At 66.0% G+C, this 18,817-nt stretch carries 14 protein-coding genes; 1 reads left to right on the top strand and 13 read right to left on the bottom strand.

Annotation, left to right across the window (positions count from 1 at the left end):
* The first annotated feature begins 28 nt into the window (after nucleotides 1–28).
* Nucleotides 29–280 (top strand): hypothetical protein, encoded by a 252-nt coding sequence (locus ACSQ3P_RS03365; protein ID WP_436164224.1) that lies wholly within the window; start codon nucleotides 29–31, stop codon nucleotides 278–280.
* A gap of 193 nt (nucleotides 281–473) precedes the next feature.
* On the opposite strand, the gene ACSQ3P_RS03360 is transcribed toward ACSQ3P_RS03365, so the two are convergent.
* From ACSQ3P_RS03360 to ACSQ3P_RS03300, 13 genes are all read right to left on the bottom strand, one after another.
* Nucleotides 474–1,511 carry a GSCFA domain-containing protein gene (locus ACSQ3P_RS03360; protein WP_436164223.1) on the bottom strand — a complete coding sequence of 346 codons (1,038 nt, stop codon included), beginning with the start codon at nucleotides 1,509–1,511 and terminating at the stop codon, nucleotides 474–476.
* A gap of 104 nt (nucleotides 1,512–1,615) precedes the next feature.
* Nucleotides 1,616–3,076 carry a polysaccharide pyruvyl transferase family protein gene (locus tag ACSQ3P_RS03355; RefSeq protein ID WP_436164222.1) on the bottom strand — a complete coding sequence of 487 codons (1,461 nt, stop codon included), beginning with the start codon at nucleotides 3,074–3,076 and terminating at the stop codon, nucleotides 1,616–1,618.
* Nucleotides 3,073–4,257, bottom strand: a complete 1,185-nt coding sequence (locus ACSQ3P_RS03350) for a hypothetical protein (protein WP_436164221.1) — start codon at nucleotides 4,255–4,257, stop codon at nucleotides 3,073–3,075. The genes ACSQ3P_RS03355 and ACSQ3P_RS03350 overlap by 4 nt, the downstream gene beginning before the upstream one ends.
* The gene (locus tag ACSQ3P_RS03345; protein WP_436164220.1) at nucleotides 4,254–5,441 is read right to left on the bottom strand and encodes a polysaccharide pyruvyl transferase family protein; all 1,188 of its coding nucleotides are present in this window, start codon (nucleotides 5,439–5,441) and stop codon (nucleotides 4,254–4,256) included. Before ACSQ3P_RS03345 ends, ACSQ3P_RS03350 begins: the two co-directional genes overlap by 4 nt.
* 32 nt (nucleotides 5,442–5,473) lie before the next feature.
* Complete coding sequence (locus ACSQ3P_RS03340) at nucleotides 5,474–6,784, bottom strand: glycosyltransferase family 4 protein (protein WP_436164219.1); 1,311 nt, start codon at nucleotides 6,782–6,784, stop codon at nucleotides 5,474–5,476.
* Nucleotides 6,781–8,964 carry a glycosyltransferase family 2 protein gene (locus tag ACSQ3P_RS03335; protein ID WP_436164218.1) on the bottom strand — a complete coding sequence of 728 codons (2,184 nt, stop codon included), beginning with the start codon at nucleotides 8,962–8,964 and terminating at the stop codon, nucleotides 6,781–6,783. Before ACSQ3P_RS03335 ends, ACSQ3P_RS03340 begins: the two co-directional genes overlap by 4 nt.
* A gap of 5 nt (nucleotides 8,965–8,969) precedes the next feature.
* Nucleotides 8,970–9,716 (bottom strand): hypothetical protein, encoded by a 747-nt coding sequence (locus tag ACSQ3P_RS03330; RefSeq protein WP_436164217.1) that lies wholly within the window; start codon nucleotides 9,714–9,716, stop codon nucleotides 8,970–8,972.
* 2 nt (nucleotides 9,717–9,718) lie between these two features.
* Nucleotides 9,719–10,972: a glycosyltransferase family 4 protein gene (locus tag ACSQ3P_RS03325; RefSeq protein ID WP_436164216.1), complete on the bottom strand. Its 1,254-nt coding sequence runs from the start codon at nucleotides 10,970–10,972 to the stop codon at nucleotides 9,719–9,721.
* Entirely contained in the window at nucleotides 10,969–11,814 is an 846-nt protein-coding gene (locus ACSQ3P_RS03320) for a class I SAM-dependent methyltransferase (RefSeq protein ID WP_436164215.1), read from the bottom strand. The genes ACSQ3P_RS03325 and ACSQ3P_RS03320 overlap by 4 nt, the downstream gene beginning before the upstream one ends.
* Nucleotides 11,811–14,093, bottom strand: a complete 2,283-nt coding sequence (locus tag ACSQ3P_RS03315; protein WP_436164214.1) for a glycosyltransferase — start codon at nucleotides 14,091–14,093, stop codon at nucleotides 11,811–11,813. The genes ACSQ3P_RS03320 and ACSQ3P_RS03315 overlap by 4 nt, the downstream gene beginning before the upstream one ends.
* Nucleotides 14,094–14,154: 61 nt before the next feature.
* A complete protein-coding gene (locus ACSQ3P_RS03310) occupies nucleotides 14,155–14,913 on the bottom strand; it encodes a calcium-binding protein (RefSeq protein WP_436165150.1) in 759 nt (252 codons plus the stop codon).
* Between the two features lie 390 nt (nucleotides 14,914–15,303).
* Nucleotides 15,304–16,662 (bottom strand): HlyD family type I secretion periplasmic adaptor subunit, encoded by a 1,359-nt coding sequence (locus ACSQ3P_RS03305; protein WP_436164213.1) that lies wholly within the window; start codon nucleotides 16,660–16,662, stop codon nucleotides 15,304–15,306.
* Entirely contained in the window at nucleotides 16,659–18,410 is a 1,752-nt protein-coding gene (locus ACSQ3P_RS03300) for a type I secretion system permease/ATPase (RefSeq protein WP_436164212.1), read from the bottom strand. The genes ACSQ3P_RS03305 and ACSQ3P_RS03300 overlap by 4 nt, the downstream gene beginning before the upstream one ends.
* Nucleotides 18,411–18,817 lie beyond the last annotated feature (407 nt).

The raw sequence follows: 18,817 nt of genomic DNA, 5'->3' as shown, positions 1-18,817 counted from the left end.
CAACACGGACGGCGTCCCTGGAGTGCGGTTGGTTCGCGTCGCGCCGGACGGCGAGCGGTTCTGGCCTCACTGCTTCGCAGACGGTCTCTATCGCGTCGCGGATCCGAGCCTCGGTCGCGTCAAACATCATGCGGCCAACCAGATCGGCGTCACCGAACAGGAGATAGCCGATTATCTGCGCCGCGGTTATCTGCTGCGGATGCGTGGCGAGGCCAGCAAGCAGGTCAACCTGATCGCGGCGGCCGAGATCGTCCAAGCGGGCGCGTCGAGCCAAGAATGAGTCCGTGGGTCGCTCGGAACCACCGCCGTCATACTGGACAAGTCGCCCTCGAATCCGGCCTTCGGCCTGCTCAAGGACAGGCTCAACCCCGCGAATTCGGGATCCATCCTCGAGCGCCGAGCCCTCGGGACGGATCCCGGAGTTTCGCAGCGCCCCCCAATGACGGCGCAGTTCCGAGTATACCCGGCAGCCCCTAAGCCGCTTCCGAGCGCGCCGCCTCGCCGCTGAGGTAGCTGCGCTCGAAATGGCTCATCACGCAGGAGACCATGTCGCGGGCGACATGGAGCTGGTCTTCCTGGAAGGCGAGCGCACGTGGCGAGTTGAGCACGATCTCGTAGCTCGGGAAGTAGTCGACGTAGTCGAAGCGCCGGAAGAGCTCCTCGGCGACCGCCCGCAGCACCGATTTCGAGCCGCTATTGGCGACGATGACGTCGGCGTCCTTGAAGGTCGCGCCCAGCGGCACCGGCGAGACGGTGACGACGAAGCGCATCTCCGGATGGCAATGCTCGCGGATCATCGCAATGATCTGCAGCATGTCGGCGAGCGTCGCCTCATAGCCGTAATCGATGAAGCGGAAGCGCTCCGGCATGCGGGCGAGCCAAGCCGGCCCGGGATGGGCGTTCATCGCAAGCCCTGTTTCCGCATCGAGCCAGGTCTCGGTCAGGCCCAGGGTGAAGAAGCAGATGCGCGCCTGCTTGATCGTCGCGGTCGCGGCGCTCAGGCGCTTGCGGTTGGCGAAGGCGGTCTCGCGGTCGAGCAGGCGCAGGCCGCTCGCATGCGGATCGAACCACTGGTCCGGCGCGAGCTCGATCAGGCCGTCATGCGGGTAGCTCTCGTCGAGCAGCACGCGCTTCAATTCATGCGTCATCGAGCGCACGGAGTATTTGTTCAGCGCGCCCCGGCTCAACTCGCCGCCTGCGGCCCCGCCGCCGCGTCCGGTCGTGGCGTCCCAGGTCTCGAAATGCTCGGCCGGCACGCCATGGCCCCTCGTGACCAGCGACAAACCGCGCATCATCAGGACATTCTCGACCTCGCGCGCGAAGCAGGAGCCCATGGTGAAGATCGGCCAGGACGGATCGATCTGGAATTTCGGCTTGTGCTCGATCTGGACGAAATCGCCGGTGGTCAGCCGGGATTTCGCCATCCGCTCGGCCTTGCCCGAGGTCCAGCCGCGAACCGGGTTGCCGCGCATGATCGAGAGCGCGGTACCTGCGTCGTATTCGATCTTCATCGGTATGCTCCTGCCGCTACTGGCCGCCGGCGTCGCCGCCGCGGACCCCCTCTAGAAAAAAACTGATCGGCAGGGCGCCGGCACGAGCCGGCCGCCCTGCCCGCTCACATCCGGTGCGGCACGCCGTTCGCCACCAGGAAATTCCGCATGCGGTCATAGGACTGGGCATAGGATTTCGAGAGCGCGTTCAGCGCCGCCTCCTGATAGACGGCGCGCCAGCCGCCCTCCGCCAGCGCCGCTTCCGGCACAACCGGGATCTTCAGCGTCTCGGCCAGTTCCAGGCTGCGCGTGTCATAGGCAACGAGCACGCCGGGCACGCCATGCGCCACCGCCGGCAGCACGCCATGGACGCGGTAGCCGACCGCGAGGTCGAGGCCGCGGGCGAACTCGTCGTAGCGCTCGACATCGAAGAAGCTGAACAGCTTCTTCTCGTAGATCTCGCGCATGCGCGCATCGTCGGGCCCATCCCACCAGCCGGAATGGACGAACTCGGCGACGGCTTTGGCCTTGGCGGCATCGTCGCGCAGGAAGAAGGCCTTCTCCTCCTGTTCGCCATGCGAGGACATCACCATGTCGCTCTGGCTGTCGACCTTGAGCAGGGCCTGGCGCTGGTTGCGGATATAGGTCTCGGGATTGGCCGTGTAGCTGCTGTCGAACTCGCGGCGCAGGCTGAAGGCGACCTTGCGGATCTCGCGCTGGTCGGGGATCTTGATGGCGAGGTCGCGGTTGCGGGTGCGGAAGATCGAGGGGCAGCCGACGACCTCGACATTCTTGACGCCGTTATGCCGCAGGGTCTCGGCGCTGAAGGCGCCGCGCACGCCGATGGCGGCGCAGCGATCCCCGACGATGCTCCAGAACCGCTTCGAGCCCTCGGAGAGCTCGATGGCGCGGTTCAGGCTCGCCTGCGCGCCGACGCCGATGGCGTAGACCGGCAGCTTGACGCGTTCCAGCACCTCGACGGCACGGAACCACTCCATCTTCTCATGGATGAAGTTCGAGCCGCGCACGAAGACATAGTCGAACTCGCTGGCGTAGCGCTCGATATCGGCCTCGGTCGGGTTCATGATCTTCATCGGCTCGAGATGCGCGTAGCGCAGGAGCTTCAGCGTCGAATCGTAGACGATCATGTCGCCGATGTTGAAATAGTCGGAGAGCAGCTTCTCCATCGGCGCGCGATACCAGCGCACCTTGTCATGGTCGTAAACTTCGCCCGCCGGGTAGATCACCAGCGCCCTGAGCGCCTTCGTGGTCGCGACAGGCCTCAGATACGAGCCCGGGGCGAGCGCTCCCGTCGCCGCATCCATGACCGCGACCGAATGCGGGCGCCCATCGGGCAGGCGCGGCAGCGGTATGGTGAGCTCGGCGACAGTCGCATCGCCGGGGACCAGGGAGCCTGGATGGATCGTGGCGTAGTCCTGCCCATCGAGCAGAAGCCGCAAATCCGGCCAGCCGCCCTCCGGCCGGCGGGCGGCCGAGACGACGATCTCGTTCGTCGTTGCGCGCAGGATCTTCACGGCCTGCCCTGTCGAGCTGGCGGTGGCGAGGTTGAGGACGGGCGCGTTCATGGTGTCTCCTTCACGATCCGGACCTTGATCCGGACGAGATCGCGATCCGGCCCGATCTTGCAGTCTTTGACATGTAGCTTCGTCATGAACAGGAAGGCCTCGTCGCCGGTCGTTTCGAAATTGCGTGAGGGCGAGGCCGGGTCGGCGATCGCGCCATAGGCGTAGCGCTGCTGGTCGCTACAATCCTTGCTCCACATCGTCGGATGCGTGGTGAGCGTCTGCAGCGGCGTCCACTGCAGCAGGTCGCTCGACCAGCTATAGGCGACGCGCCCGCCGACGACGCCCTTGGACGGGTCGGGGCCGAGATGGAAGATCGCGAGCCAGCGCCCGCTGGCCTCGTGCCGCGTCACCGAGCCGACCGTCGTCGGCAATTCCTTCAAGGGCTGGCAGGGTTTCGCCTGCGACAGATCCCCGCGATAGGGATCGACCGCGCGCAGGGTGAAATCCGCGCCGTCGAAGGCCCGCCAGCTGGTCGCATCCTCGATATTCGTCGTCTTGAACAGGCAGACGCCGGGCTTCTGCCCCTCGCCGCCCGTCGTCGCGATCAGCGCGTACCAGGCACCGTCACGCTGGACGATATTGGAGGGGTTGAAGAAGCCGCGATGGCGCCCCTGCCCGACATCCTGCCGGAAGGTCGGGGCCGCCACCACCGTCGGCGGCTGATCGGGGGTGAAGCTGCGCCCGCCATCGCGCGAGCGCGCCGCGGTCACGACATTGTACCAGCAGCTCATCGCCTCCTTGAAGCGACAGGCGCCGGGATGCTCATTGGCGTGGTACTCGTCATGCATCAGCGCGAAGACGTCACGGCCATTGCCGGTCCAGGTCGCGCCGATCCAGCTGAAATCGCTGAAATCGCCGGGGTTGGCGCTACGCTTGGCCTGGAAGGAGATGGCGCAGGACGAAGCGACCCGGTCGAGCCCGCGGCCGATCATGGCGCGGCTGCGATGGTGGCTCGCAAAGGCCACGACTTCGCCGCGGTCGTCGCGATAGGCCCGCAGCGGCGCGTCGGGGATATCCCATTGCTCGCAGCGCTGCCGGGCCCAGTCGAAGACGATCTCCTCCTGCGCGCCAGGCGCGATCTCGACGCGGTAGCCGGGCGCCTGCGCGGACAAGGCGGAGGGAGCCACAAGCAGCAACGCCGCCAGCGGACCCGCAAGCTCGGCGCGACATCGCCTCATCATGCGACCTTGCGCTCCGGCTCGGCGGCGGTTGCCGCCTGCCCGAGCATCTTGTTGTCGACGCGGTTCTCGACCAGGAAGTCGCGCATCGCGCCATAGACCTGGGTGTAGTTGGCGTTGAAGCGGTCGAAGCGTGCCTGCTCCCAATACTCTTCCAGGCGGAACTCCTGCCCGGAGAAAACGTCGAAGCTCGGGATCTTGAAGGTTTCCGCGAATTCGACGGTGCGGCTGTCATAGGTGAAGTAGATCGACGGCGTACCGTTGGCGAGCGCCATCAGATTGCCGTGCAGGCGATAGCCGAGCACGAGGTCGAGCCCGCGCACGAGCTGCTGATACTCGGCGACCACGTCGGAATAGAACATCCGGCTGCGGTAGAGCCGCTCCATCTCCTCATCGAGGAACCATTCATTCGCCCAGCCATTCTCACGCAGGGCGGCGATCGCCTCCTCCTTCTGCTCGGGCGTGCCGAGCGCGAGCTTCTTCTCCTCGACCTCGCCCTGGGCCATCAGGGTCACGTCGAAGCGGCCCGCCATCGTCTTCACCAGATCGCGATGGAAGGTGAGGTAGCGCTGGATGTCCTGGGCATAGTCCCTGGAGACCTCGCGCCGCATCGTCACACCGACCGTCTTGACCTGGTCGAGCGCCGGCAGGCGGATCGCGAGATTGGGATTGTTGGCGCGAAACGCCGTCGGGCAACCGATGATGCGGACATTCTTGATGCCGAGTTCGTTGAGCACCTCGGCGGAATAGGTGCCGCGCACGCCAAGCGAGGCGGTGGAATCCGCGATCAAGCGCAGCACGGTCTTGGTATCCTGGCTCAATTCGAGCTTGCCGCTGACGGGCGCCTGCGCGCCGATGCCGAAGGCGATCACCGGGATCTTGAGCCGGCGCAGAACATCGACCGTCCGTTCCCAGTCCATTTCGGCATGGACATAGTTGGAGCCGCGCAGGAAGACGTAGTCGTATTCGGCGTTCAGGCGGTCGATCTCCGCCGGGTCGACATGGCTGATCGGCAACGCGTCGAGCTGCTCGAAGTTCAACAGCTTGAGCGAGGAATCGAAGACGAAGGCGTCGCCGATGTTGTGATAGTGGTTGATGTGGCTGGCGAGCTGACTGTGGTCGTACCAGCGCACATTATCGTGGTCGTAAACCTCCCCGGATGGGCTGATAACGAGGATGCGGGCCATCTTTGCTTTTCCCTTTTTATGTCCGCTTGGCATCAGGCGATCATTGGCGTCGCCGTGCGGCTTGCTGGTATCGGCATGCCTCGCTCCGCGATCAGGCGCTGGTAGAGCGAGACATGGGTCGCGGCGCATTCGACATGGTTGAGCGGCGGGGTGATGCCTCCGCGCAGCCGTGACCACAGATCCGGCTCGGTCAGCGCTCGGGTCATGCAGTCGACGAGATCCTCCGGGCTGCCGGAGCGGAAATGCAGGCCGCTGACCTCATCGGTGATCTTCTCGGCCATGCCGCCGAGATTGCTGGAGAGGATCGGCCGGCCGTGGAAGAAGGCTTCCTGGATGACGATCGGCGAGTTCTCCCACCAGATCGAGGGCATCACCACCCAATCGACCGAGCGCATCAGGTTCGGCATCTCATGGTTCTGGAAGGCGCCGCAGAAGCGCACGCGCCGGCCGGCGCTCTCGACGAGCTTGGCGAACTTGTCCTGATAGGCCTGCGGCTGGCGCTCGAGATTGCCGCCATAGACCAGAAGGATCGAATCCTCGCCCCAGACCGCATCGGGAATGCGCGTCACGGCGTCGATCAGCACATCGGCGCCCTTATAGGGCGTGAGCTGTCCGAAATAGGCAAAGCGCGAGCGCCGCGCCGTCGGCTCCGGCAGCGGACGCGGCGGAGCGACCTCGGGGACGTCGATCCCGTTCTCGATCACCGAGAAGCGCTCCTTCGGCAATCCCCAGGCCTGGTAGCGCTCGGCGAGGAAGTGGCTCGGCGAGATGTAATGGTCGGCGAGGCCGAGCACGCCCTTGATGAAGGTTTCCCGCGCCAGGAAGCGAGCCGGCGAGATATCGGGGAAACAGGCGTTGCAATCCGTCGGCGAGGCCCGGTAGCAGAGCTTGAAGGCGCCGGTCTTCACCATCTGGCCGTGATGGTTGCAGATCGCGAGATATTCGTGGAACGTCACCACGATCAGCGCGTCGGGCAGCGTGTCGCGCACGGCGAAGATGCATTCGAGCCCAAGCCCGATGAAATGGTGGAAATGCACCACATCGGGCTTGAGGTCGCGCAGGGCCCGGACGAAATCGCGCTCGATCTCCTCCGTGGCACGGTTCGAGATCAGGAAGTGGTCGTAATCCTCGGCATAATAAAGCAGTTCGCCGCCCTGCTGGCGCAGGCTCATCAGCGCGGTCCCGGCATGGCGCGGCGTGGGCGCGCCGACGCGGGCGAGATAATTCGTATCGACGCCCTCATGGGCCTGCAGGCCCTTATGCAGGTTGTAGGAAGCGATCTCCGCGCCGCCGAGCGAAAACGACGGATGCGCATGGGACACAACAAGAACCCGCATCTTCATCCTCTCATGTTCGAGATTGCGAGCGCCCAGCGGCGGTCGAAACTGGTCCGGTCCGCGAGCTGCGCCAGCGCCCCGATATGGGGCCGCGCCATCTCGCCGTCGTCGACGACATAGACCTCGACCTCGGGCACCCAGAGCGAGGGTGCGCCGCCCATCCTGAGCTTGAGGCAGAGATCGAGTCCCTTCTCGCCGGTGGTGAAGTAGTTTCGCGCGAAGCCGCCGGCCTCGATGAAGGCGGCGCGCGACATGACACAGCATTCGGTCGCCCCGGCCGCGACCTCCATCGGCCCGAGATTGCCGATGGCCTCCAAGGGATAGCCGACATAGCGGTTTGAGACGCGCCGGTTCGCCCCCTCGCCATCGAGCCAGGCTCCGGCCCAGCGGATCGAATTATCCTCGAACAGCAGGGTCGGGCTGGCGACGCATTGGCCCCCTCGCCCGCGGAAGGCGCGCTCGAGCCGGCCGAGCCAGCCCGGCATCCTGATCTGCGCGGCGCCCGAGAGCAGAGCCACGGTCTGGAAACGGCAGGCGCGCACGCCGGCCTCCAGCGCGTCGCAGGCATCCTCGACGCCCTCGACCAGGACGAGCCTGACGGAGAGCCCGTAGAACCGCGCCAGGCGGCGCGCCTCCGCGCCGATCTTGTCAAAACTCTCGCCCGGCGCCGCCAGCACGATCGGGATGGGGCGGACCTCGGGATCGATCGCGAGCAGCGCGAACAAGGCGGAGAGTTCACGGTGGCGATGATCAAGCCCGATCACCAGGCCAAGCGGCGCCTCCGGGTCGAAGGCGCCGACATCGAAGGTCTCGACCACGCGCGGCGGCGCGATCTCGGCCGCCTGCAAGGCCGGGGCGACCTGGCGCTCGACCACGAGGTTCGCCGTCGAGGAGCGCGGATCGAGCAGGCCGAAGATGCGCTCCAGCGTCGGGCGCGCCTGGCCGCGGCCTGGCTCCAGCGGCAGGAAGGCCGGGCCGGAACCTTCGATCTCGAACTCCAGATAGAGCGGCTGTCCGGGCTCGGGTATCAGTTTCGGCGCAAACACGATGAAGCCGTGGCTGCTGCGGCGCGCGGCGAGAGCAGGACCGAAACGCGGATCCTCCATGAAGGCCGCCGAGACGTCGGGCCGCGTCACACGCGTCCAGAGCCGGTCGATGACGCAGGATTGCGCGCCGCTGCGCAAGGTGACCGCACTGACCTTGCGCTCGGGATCGAAAAGCCAGCCGATGATCAAGACGCCGGCGCTCTCGATGATGGTGGCGTTGTCGATGCCCGCGCGCACGGGTACGTCCAGCAGGCAGACCGTGTCGCGGCCGTCGAAGCGCTGCGAAGCACGGCGCAGCTTGTCAGTCGTCGCCTGCGGGGCCGTGCCGCGCTGCAGGCCATCGCGCAGATGGCCTGGAACGGTGATCGGCTCGAGCAGGACATAGCGCTCATAGACTTCGAGCGCACGCCAGCCATCGGTGCCGCGGAAGAACAGGCGCTCGATCTCGCTGGGGTGGCGGATGGCGCAATCCTCCAGCATGCCGAAGAAACCGCGCGCGCCCTCGCCCAGATCGTCGCGCTCGAAGGTGCCGGCCTCCAGCGCCGCCGGCGCGAGTCCGCCACTGGCGATCAGCAGCTTGGTGCGTCCGGCCGCGAAATTCGAACTCCAGCCCTGAAGGAAGACGCCTTCGTCGAGCGCGCCCATCACCTCGACGAAACCACCGGGCTTGGCGACCGACTGCAGCAGCATCCCGACCGCGCGCAGGCGGCGCGGATTGGATTTGCCGGCCAGCAATATCTCGAGCAAGCCATCGACCACGGTCGGGAAGGCCTGGCCCGCCTCCTCCGCCAGCGCGGCCAGGAAGGCCTGCAGCGGCAGCGGCTTCGGCGACAGGATCAGGCGCAGCGGCCGGCCCGGTCGGCCAAGCAGGATGGCGCCTGAATCGGCGCGGTCGGCCGATGGCGCAGGCGCCAGGCACAGGAAGCCCACCGCCATGGCGGGCTCGGCCTGAGGCCGGCGCCAGGTCAGCGCCATGGTCTCGACCTTGTTGCGTGGATTGCCGTCGACCGCGACCGGAACCTTGCCCGGTATAGCGTCGCAGGCGCTCATGATCAGGATCGCGTTCTCGCCCAGCGGCGTCCAGGCGACGGTTGGAGCGGGACTGAGGCGGGTTCGTTCGGGAACGATGACTTCGCTCATGGACATCACCGATCAACCAGCGTCACGGCGAGCGTGACAAAGGACAGGAGGGCGGCAAGCCCCGACAGAAAGCCGAGAATGACGGTGACCTGCCGCAGCGGAGCACGCGCCTCCTTGCGGATGGCGACCAGCCGCTCGTCGAAGCTCGCCAAGGTTGCGTCGAAGCGCAGCTGGAAGATGTCGAGCTCGGCGAGGCGCCGGCTGATATGATCCTCCCGCGCCGCCTCCGCCTCAGTATCCCGCGCCGGAGCGCGGTCCTCGTTCAGGCGCAGCGCAATCTGGTCGAGCTTTTCGCCAAGCTCCTTCTGAGCAATCTGCGTGCGCCGGTTCAGCGCGATCAAAGCCTCGACGCGATCGAAGAAACGGGCCAGCGGCACAGCGATCGCCGCCTCGGCCGCAAGCTCCGCCGGCGGCGGCAGCCTGAGTTCGAGCTCCGCGCCCGTGCTCGGCGAGACGCCGACAATGGTCAGGTGGTCGCGCGCCGCGGCAACGGCATCGTCGAGTTCCATGGCGAAGGCGTGCTTGCCGTCGCCGATGCCGTTGCGGCGCAGATCGATCCGGCTCTGATCGGCCGTCGCCTCCTGGACCGGCGCGCCATCGCGCAGCAGCCTGACCGTCAGACGCTCCTCGGGGCGCGCCTCGTCCCAGATCCAGCCATGCAGCCGGTTGCCGTCGAGCGCATCGACGCGACCGTTCAGGCGGGCCGGGGTGACATTGGGCATGCGGATCGTGTCGTCCTGATTCTGCGCCATCGTCATGCCGCCACCGCGAGCTTGAGCCTGTCGAACAGGCCGAGATGCGTCACCGCGCAATCGGCCATGCCGGACTGCGGCGCGATGCCGTCGACGAGGCGCTGCCAGAGCCCGTCTTCCTCGATCGCGCGGCGCAAGACGCGGGCAAGATGCGCCGGATCGCCCGGCCGCGCATGCAGGCCGTCGACGCCGTCGCGCACCATCTCGGCCATGCCGCCGATGCCGCTGGCGATCACCGGGCGACGATGCTGGAACGCCTCCTGAATGACGAGCGGCGCGTTCTCCCACCAGATCGAGGGCATCACCACCCAGTCGATCTCGCTCATCAGGGCCGGCACGTCCTCGCGGCGATAGGGGCCGCAATGGGTCACCACGCCGCCGGCCGCCGTGAGGGCCTGGCCGAAAGCGGTGGTGAAGGCTTCGGTCTGGAACGGCGCGCCGCCATGGATGCGCAGTTCGAAGCCGGTCTCGCCAGCGGCCTTCATCAGCTTGGCCGCCTGCAGCAGGGGCAAGGCCCCCTTCCAGGGGTTGATGTTGCCGAAATAGCCGAAGCTCGTCCTGCGCCCCTCGGTCGGGCGATGCGCGACGGCGTCCTGCGCCGGCCGGGCATTGGCGATGACCTCGATCTTCTCGCCGGGCAGTCCCCAGTCGAGATAGCGCTGGCGCAGGAAGTGGCTCGGCGCGACGAAGCGGTCGACCGCGGCCAGATGCGTCTTCAGGAAGCGCTCGCGCAGCAGGAAGCGATCCGAGCCGATCTCGGGGAAGCAGCCATGGCAGGCCGTCGGCGAGGCGCCGGAACAGCGCTGCTTGTCGGTCGGCCGCACCATCAGCCCGTCATGGTGGCAGATCGAATAATAGTCGTGCAGCGTCATCACGATCGCCGCGTTCGGGAGCAGCCGGCGCGCCAGCGGCAGGAACTCCGCGCCGATCAGGACGAGGTGATGGATGTGGATGACGTCCGGCCTGAACTCCTGCAGCAGCGTCGCGAGGTCCTGCAGCGTGCCGTAATGGTCGATCTGGCTGAGATGGAAGCGGTCGAAATGGCCGCTCCAGAGCAGCACGTCGCCGTTCTCGCCGGTCGCCTGGAGGGCGGTGCCGGGATGGGGCTGCCGGTGGATGCTGTTGGTGGCGCCCAGGAACAGCACCTCGCAGCCCTGCTCGCGATAGCTCTGGGCGAGATCATGGGCGAAGATCTCGGTCCCGCCGGGATGCAGGTCCGGGTGATTATGCGCGACGACGAGGATGCGGCGCGTCATAGGCTACGCTCCGGGCCGCGCTCCGGCTTGATGGCGATCAGCAGGTCCTGGTAATGCGCCGCGCTGATCCCGCGCCAATGGCCGCGGCTCAGGCTGGAGACGGCCAGGCCGGCATTCTGCGTCGTCTCGAGGAGGAAGCCCGCGTCGATGCCGGCAGCCGCCAGCGGCGCCTCCTCGATTGCATACCAGCCCGGCCCGTCCTGCCAGCGCTTGAACTTCAGGCGCTCCTGCCCCGTGCTCTGGCCGTCGATCGCGAAGGCGGTCAGGAAGAGCCGGCCGCCGGGAGCCAGCAGGCGCGAGGCCTCGTTGACATAGACCACGAGCTCGTCGGGCGGCAGATGGGTGGCGACCGACACCATCGTGATGAAATCGAAGCTGCCATTGGCAAAGCCGAACTGCACCTCCGTGCCCGGCAGCGAGCCTTGCGGATTGTAGAGCGGATGGGCGATATCGAGCCGCTGGAAGTGGAAGCGCGGATAGGCCGGCGTGATCGTCTGCGCGCACCACAGGATGCCGTCCATGACGGGGTCGACACCGTCATAGCTGCCGCGCTCAGGATCGAGATACTGCGTCAGCGGCACTGCCATGCGGCCGATGCCGCAGCCGATGTCGAAGACGCGCTCCGTCGGCGACAACCGGCCCAGACGGACGAAATGGCCGAGGAATTCCGCGCCGATCGCACGATAATCGCCATCGCCGACAAAAATGCTGTCCGGCGGCGGATGCGGCAGGAAGCGGTTGGTCTGGACCGAGGCCAGCAGCCAGTCGAACTCCGGCCCGACCGGGCAGCTGGGAAGCGCCGGTTCGGGCGCGATGGGTCTCAAGGCCAGTGTCGCCATCATGCTGCTGTCGCTCTCCTGAGATTGGCGCGGGGAAGGATGTCGGGCTCGCGCAGGGACGGCTTGCGCACCGAGGCCGGGGCGTCGATCTCGCCCATCAGCAATTCGATCTGCGCGTCCCAGCGTCGGGTCTGGAGCCAGGAATTATGCTGCGAGGCGACGCCGCGCGTGTAATCGAGACTCTTCGAGATCGACTGCCGCTCGAGATGGTAGAGCGCCACGCTGGGCGCATAGACGATGTTGAAGCCGGCGCGCCGGATCTTCAGGCACAGATCGCTGTCCTCGTAATCGCCGATGACATAGGCGTCGTCGAAGCCGCCGATCTCGGTGAACAGCGCCCGGGGCATGACGATACAGGCACCGGTGACGCCCGGCACCGGCCGCTCGACATTCGCCGGAGCGTAATGGCCCGGCATGCCCTTGAAGTAATGATGGTTGAGCCAGCAGCCTTTGCTGTCGCGCTTGAAGTAAAGCCCCGCATGTTGCAGCGAGCCGTCGTCATAAAGCAGCTTGGGCCCCACGGCGCCGACGCGATTGCGCCGGTCGAGCTTGCGGATGAGTGCCGGCAGCCAGCCGTCGCTGGCCGGGATCACATCGGAATTGACCAGCGCCAGCGCCTCGCCGCGCGCCAGGTTCGCCCCCGCATTGCAGGCGGCCGAGAAGCCGCCATTGCGGCCCATGACGACGAGCTGCATCGGCAGCCCATAAGCCAGGTGAAGCCCGCCCAGCAGATGCGCGACCTCGGCTTCATGCTCGGGCGAGTCGAGCACATAGATCAGCTCGGCCTTGTCAGCGAACCAGGAATCGCCGGCGAAGGCCGGAATCTGGACGCGCAGGAACTCGTAGGCGCGATAGAGCGGAATCACGACCGAGGCGGCTGGGCGCGCCGGCGTCTTGCCGAAACGCTTGATGCGCGGCTCCGGCCGATCCTCGCGCAGCTGCGCCTGGCAGGCGGCCAGCATCGGGGCCAGCGTCCTCTCCATGATCTCGGCCGTCAGGTGCTGAGGCGGGATCGCGGCGAGCGCCCGGGCGCGAACGGAAACCGCATCGGCCGGCTGGAGGGCCGGACGCAGGAACAAAGAAGTGCCGGATTTCAGCTTCAGTTCGCAGCGCGGTTGCAGAACCGGCGCCCCGGCCGCATAGCCGGGAACGAGAGCGGCAAACCCCGTCGCGGGACGAGGCTCATTGCCGGGACCTCCCGGCAACAGCGCCGGAAAGCGCTCCAGGCGGTCAAGGATCGGGGTCGCAGCGCCCTCGCCGCGATGAAGCAGCATCTGATCAAGCAGGCCGTCGGGATCGCGGAACCAGCCGCCCAGCAGCAGGCCGCCCGCATTGCACAGCGCGATATCGAGCTCCGCCGAAGGCAGATCGTCGCTGCGGCGGACATTCTGCACCGCGAGCGGCGAGCGCCGCTGCATCTCGATCGCAAGCAGCCTGCCCTGCTCCGATAGTCCCGACAGCTGTTCGACGATCCAGTTGCGCAATCCGTCGCGCGTGCTGGACTTGCCGGCCCACCAGCGGCCGAGCGACGGGGCCGCCTGGCGTGTCGGCAAGGCACGAATGACGAAACCGGTCTCGCCCTGGAGAAGGAGCAGGCCGGCGCTGCGCGCCGGCGCCTCATCCAGGATGAAATGCAAGGCACGCTGCCCCGCCCGGTCGATTGCTCCCAGGCGCGGCCGGGCGTCGAGGCGGCTGAGGCCCGCACTGTCGAGCCGGTGGATGGATTTGATCGGGCTGAGCCCGCCTTGCACCGAGGTTTCGACAAGGACCTTGCCCTCGACCAGGGAGGCCACGGGCAAGGCCGGCGCGGGCTTGGGCGAAAGGCAGAGCAGGAATTGGCGCAGAAACGAGAGATAGCTCGCCGTCGCGGACAGGCCGAACAATGACGGCCAGGGACCGACAAGCGCGCTTGCAAGGGCCAGCCTCGCCTTCGGCGTCAAGTCGCGCAGAATCTCTGCAGGCTCGGTCATGCCATGGACCAGAGCCGGATCGAACCGCGCGGTGATGTCGCCGGCCGTGCCTTGATCGGAGAGCGTCGCGACGATGCCGTCATGCCCGCCATGGCGGAAAGCGACGACGACGCGCTCGCGGCCGTCACTCAAGCCGAGCGTGACCGCAGCCGAGGCCAGGCGCCTGCCGCCACCGACCAGCGCGACGGCGGGACGGCCGAAAGACGGCGCATCGAGCGTCCACGACAACAGGAAGACCGATCCGCTGAGCCGGAACAGGTCGAGATGCGTTGATCCAGTGTCCACCGCTTGGGCGGGCGCAAGTGTAAGCATGAGGCGACATCCGGCTGAGCAGGGAGCGACGCCGGCCGGAGAGGCCGGCGTCGCAGTTTCATCAGGCGACCGAGAAGTAGGAATGCGGATCGCTCTGGATGTCTTCGGCCGTGACGCCGACCAGGGTCAGCGTATCGCCATGGCCGAGATCGATGATGGCGTTGCCGCCAACCGTCGTCGCGCGCGCCGCCACATCCTCGGCGGAGTGGACGCCCGTGCCGTTGATGTCCGAGGCGATCTGCAGCATGTCCGAGCCGGCCTGGAAATCGAGCACGACATCGTTGCCGCCGCCACCGGCGAAGACGAAGACGTCATGGCCAGCGCCACCCGAAAGGATGTCGTCCCCCGCGCCGCCGAACAGCAGGTCATCACCCGCCCCACCTTGCAGGATGTCGTTGCCGGCACCGGCAATGAGCACGTCACTGCCCGCACCGCCCTGCAGAAGGTCGTTACCTGCACCACCGAGGAGCAGGTCGTTGCCGGCGCCACCTTGCAGGATATCGTCCCCGGCGCCGCCGAGCAGGATGTCATTGCCGGCGCCGCCCTGCAGGATGTCGTCCCCGGCACCACCGTCCAGGACGTCGTTGCCGGCTCCACCGGTCAGGAAATCGGAACCGTCATCGCCGAACAGGGCGTCATTGCCCGCATCGCCGGTCAGGAAGTCGTCGCCGTGTCCCCCGAAAAGGACATCGTCGCCGCTGCCGCCAAAGACGGCGTCATCGCCGGTATCGCCGAAGACCACGTCATTGCCGCTGTCGCCGAAGAGAAAATCATCTCCGCCGCCACCGTGAATGACGTCATGCCCTGCGGCGCCATGAATGACGTCGCTGAATCGGCTACCGATCAAAAAGTCGTCGAATGCACTTCCCTCTATCGTGGCCATATAGTCACCTCCTAGGCGATCTGAAAGCACCGCCAGGTCTACGGAACCGAGCCGCAGCGCCCCCTGGATTTCGGTGCCGTTCCGATGACGCTAAAGAAGCACGCCATCGCTCGACAGGCCAAAGAGTAGCCAATATGTGCAGCGCAGCAAGCTTTTTATTGTGACCATTTTGCGATGCAGCAAGATTTATACTTTAAGTATCGCGGTTTAATCTGGAAAACGCTCCAAAATAATCTCGAAATTCGAAACGATAAATCCGGAGCAATCTTCTAAAATTAACGCAATATCCAACGAATACCACTCAACCTATTGATTTCACAGATGAAATCAATCTTCGCGGAAGGCTCGATGGAAGCTGTCCGTGATAGGCGAAAGCAGATAGTCCACCGCGCGGCGCGAGCCGTTGACGATCAGCACCTCGGCCGCCATGCCGGCCTGCAGCGATATTTTATTTTCGACGAGGCTCGCCGGCTTGATCTCGGCTCGCACGATGAAGTAGGCCGCGCCGGTCTTGTCGTCGACGAGCTGATCGGCGGCGACATAGTTGACTGTCGCCTGCAAGGGCGGCAGCAGCCGGGCGTTGAAGGCCGTGAGCCGGATACGGGTTTCTGCCCCCATCCGCACGACATCGATGTCGCGCGGATCGACCTTGGCCTCGACGATCAGCGGCTCATGCTCGGGCACGATGTCGAGAATCGCCTCGCCCGCGGCGATGGCGCTGCCGGCGGTGCGCATCCGGATATTGGCGACGATGCCCTCTTGCGGCGAGAGGACGACGAGACGCCGCAGGATATCCTCGGCCTGGATGATCCGCTCGACCACTTCCGACAGCGATAATTGAGTATCCTGCAGATCCTTGGCGATCTCGCTCTGGCGATCGAGCCCAATCGAGAGAATCTCGAGATTGGCACCAGCGACCGCCTGCTCAGCCTTGGCCTTGCGCGCCGCCATCTCGCCGGCACGCCCGGTCAACTCGCTCTGCTTGGTCTGGAGATCGACGAGCTGGGTGCGCTTGGCGTAGCGCTTCTCGTAGAGCTCACCGACGACGCGCGTCTCTTCGTCGATCAGCGTGCGTTGATAGCGTGTCGCGTCGATCTGAGCCTGGAGCGCCTCGGATTCGGCCTGATACTGCTCGATGACGCGCTGCTGGATGCGAATCTTTCCGTCATAGACCTGCGCGCGAGCACGAAACAGCGTGCGCTCGGCCACCATGACCTCGCGCGCGATCGGCGTCTGTGCCCTGTCGATATCGTCGGGAAAATCGATTTCGGCGGCACTGGTCTGCTCCGCCTTGAGCCGGGCGAGCTTGGCTTCGAAACCGACCCGCTTGCCCTGGAGCTGCTGCAGCTCGGCCTTGGCGCGGGCATCCTCCAGACGCAGCAGCGGCTCGCCCTGGGTGACGCGATCGCCTTCGCCCTTGAGCAGCATCTTGAGGACGCCGCCCTCGAGATGGCTCACCGTCTTGCGCTTGCTGTCGACGATGACGGTGCCGGCCGCGACCGCTGCGTTGTCGAGATGGGCGGTCAGCGCCCATGCGCCGAAACCGCCGAAGCCGACAGCAATTGCCGTCACCCCGGCCAGGATGAGGCTGCGCAGCGTCGGCACGCGCTCATCGTCCGGCTCCTCCGCCTGCGAAAACGGGACGAGCGACCGGCCAGGCTCTTTCAGCATCGGAAGCCCGCTCATGCCGTCACCTCGCGCACTGGCTTGGGCTGCTCGGCTTGCTTGGCCGGCTCCATCTCGACCAGGCCGCCGGGCGTGATCATGCCGGCGATCGCGGAACGCGGACCGAACTGGTTGATGCGGCCCTCGCGCAACACCAGGATCTTGTCGACCACCTGCATGATCGAGGGCCGGTGCGCGATCAGCACCACGATCGCGCCGCTCTCGCGCGCTGCATTGACCGCGCGGATCAGGCTCTGCTCGCCCTCGGCGTCGAGATTGGCGTTGGGCTCGTCGAGCACGATCAGGCGCGGCGAGCCGTAGAGCGCACGCGCCAGCCCGATGCGCTGGCGCTGGCCGCCCGAAAGCTTGAAGTCGCCGTCATTGACATTGGTGTCGTAGCCGAGCGGCATGCGACCGATCAGCTCGTGCACGCCGGCGATGCGCGCCGCCTCCAGGATGGCGTGCGGATCGGGATTGCGCATGCGCGCTATGTTCTCGGCGATGGTGCCGTTGAGCAGCGAGACCGATTGCGGGAGATAGCCGACCATGTCGCCGAAGGAGCTGCGCTCCCAGAGAAAGACATTGTGGCCGTCGAGATAGACGCCGCCGACATTCGGCTTGAGCACGCCGACGAGCAATCGCGCCAGGGTCGACTTGCCGGCGCCCGACGGCCCGACGATGCCCAGGACCTCACCCGGCTCGAGCGTGAAGGAGACGCTCTTAATCACGGTCTGCTCGGAGCCCTGCGGCGCGAACACGACGCGGTCGATGACGAGATCGCCCTGCGTCCGCGGCGTCGGCACGGTCTGACGTTGCGAGACGCGCGACTGCACCAGATCGCGCACCCGCTTCCAGGCGGAGGCCGCCAGCACCCATTGCCGCCAGTCCCCGATCATCGAATCGAAGGGCGCGAGCAGCCGGCCGAGCAGGATGCTCGCCGCCATCAGCGTGCCTGCCGAGACCTCGTTGCGGATGATCAGCACGGCTCCCGTGGCGTAGATCGCCAGCTGCATCGTCATGCGCGAGGAGCGCGTCAGCGCGGCGATGAACTTGCCGCGCCTTGTGCCGAGGTCGAGATGCTCGATCATGGCCAGTTGCTGGCCGCGCCAGCGCTTGGCCAGCGCCGGCAGCATGCCCATCGCCTCGATCGTCTCGGCGTGCCGCAGGCTGGCGCCGACCTCGTTGATGCTGGCAACGCCCGCCTCATTGGCCTCCTTCAGGATGCGCCGCGTCAGCAGGTCGGAGAGCACACCGAGAATGAGCAGGATCAGGAGCGATACGGCGCCGACGAGCCCGTAGATCGGGTGGAAGATGAACAGCACCGCCAGGAAGATCGGCGACCAGGCCGCCTCCAGCGGCGTCGCGATCGCCGAGCTCGCAATAAAATAGCGGATGTCGTTGAGATCGCGGATCGCTTGCGTGGACTGGCCGGAGCCCTGCTCGAGCGAGGCCGAGACCGCGGCCTGCAGCGCCGGCAGGTTGAGCCGGCGCGCGAAGATGCTCGCCATCGCCTGGAACGTCAGGGAGCGGATGAACTCGATCGTGCCATAGAGTGCGAGCGCCCCCACCGCGATCACCAGGAGCATGGTCAGCGTGTCCAGGCTGCGGCTGACCACGACGCGTTCCTGCACCTGGATCATGAACAGCGGAACGGTCAGCAGCAGGATATTGACGCAGAAGCTCAGGAAGCCGGCATAGGCCAAGCCCCCCGCAAAGGAGCGCTGCAAATCTCGAATCAAGGCGTCGGGCGCCTGGGTTGCAGCCTTCATTCACGTCTCCGGATGAAAATCTGCGACGGCCGGACGTTAGCCCTGGGACCGAAGCGACAGTTTGCATGCGCAATTAACAGCATGCCCTTCAACTCGTGTCGAGAGTATGACAGAATAGGTTGTCATAACAATTGAACAAAGCGGACAATTAAGTCAAAAAGATGCGATATTTTGAATTTCGAAACAGTTCAGATCTATCCACAGGTTGCTAAAATCTTACGCCTGCGACATCTTGGGTGGCATGTGCTTTGCGTGTAGGCTATTCGGTGGGGGTACGGGATTCTTCGGGGGACGGATTGCACATTTTGAAATCAGGCGGAGTAGGGAATGCATTCCAAACCGCACAGCGGCGATCAATTCCTAGGCACGGCCTTCAACGGCGATCACAGGAGTCCGACCAGACGAAG

Origin of the sequence: Allobosea sp. LjRoot9 (assembly GCF_964252745.1) — a bacterium.
Classification (GTDB): domain Bacteria; phylum Pseudomonadota; class Alphaproteobacteria; order Rhizobiales; family Beijerinckiaceae; genus Allobosea.
Note: the sequence above shows the minus strand (reverse complement) of the source record. Positions and strands in the feature narration are given on the sequence as shown.

Excerpts from the sequence above, each read along its gene's own strand:
- ACSQ3P_RS03360 (WP_436164223.1), bottom strand. The coding sequence starts at position 1,511 with ATGAAGATCGAATACGACGCAGGTACCGCGCTCTCGATCATGCGCGGC.
- ACSQ3P_RS03355 (WP_436164222.1), bottom strand. The coding sequence starts at position 3,076 with ATGAACGCGCCCGTCCTCAACCTCGCCACCGCCAGCTCGACAGGGCAG.
- ACSQ3P_RS03350 (WP_436164221.1), bottom strand. The coding sequence starts at position 4,257 with ATGATGAGGCGATGTCGCGCCGAGCTTGCGGGTCCGCTGGCGGCGTTG.
- ACSQ3P_RS03345 (WP_436164220.1), bottom strand. The coding sequence starts at position 5,441 with ATGGCCCGCATCCTCGTTATCAGCCCATCCGGGGAGGTTTACGACCAC.
- ACSQ3P_RS03340 (WP_436164219.1), bottom strand. The coding sequence starts at position 6,784 with ATGAAGATGCGGGTTCTTGTTGTGTCCCATGCGCATCCGTCGTTTTCG.
- ACSQ3P_RS03335 (WP_436164218.1), bottom strand. The coding sequence starts at position 8,964 with ATGAGCGAAGTCATCGTTCCCGAACGAACCCGCCTCAGTCCCGCTCCA.
- ACSQ3P_RS03330 (WP_436164217.1), bottom strand. The coding sequence starts at position 9,716 with ATGGCGCAGAATCAGGACGACACGATCCGCATGCCCAATGTCACCCCG.
- ACSQ3P_RS03325 (WP_436164216.1), bottom strand. The coding sequence starts at position 10,972 with ATGACGCGCCGCATCCTCGTCGTCGCGCATAATCACCCGGACCTGCAT.
- ACSQ3P_RS03320 (WP_436164215.1), bottom strand. The coding sequence starts at position 11,814 with ATGATGGCGACACTGGCCTTGAGACCCATCGCGCCCGAACCGGCGCTT.
- ACSQ3P_RS03315 (WP_436164214.1), bottom strand. The coding sequence starts at position 14,093 with ATGCTTACACTTGCGCCCGCCCAAGCGGTGGACACTGGATCAACGCAT.
- ACSQ3P_RS03305 (WP_436164213.1), bottom strand. The coding sequence starts at position 16,662 with ATGAGCGGGCTTCCGATGCTGAAAGAGCCTGGCCGGTCGCTCGTCCCG.
- ACSQ3P_RS03300 (WP_436164212.1), bottom strand. The coding sequence starts at position 18,410 with ATGAAGGCTGCAACCCAGGCGCCCGACGCCTTGATTCGAGATTTGCAG.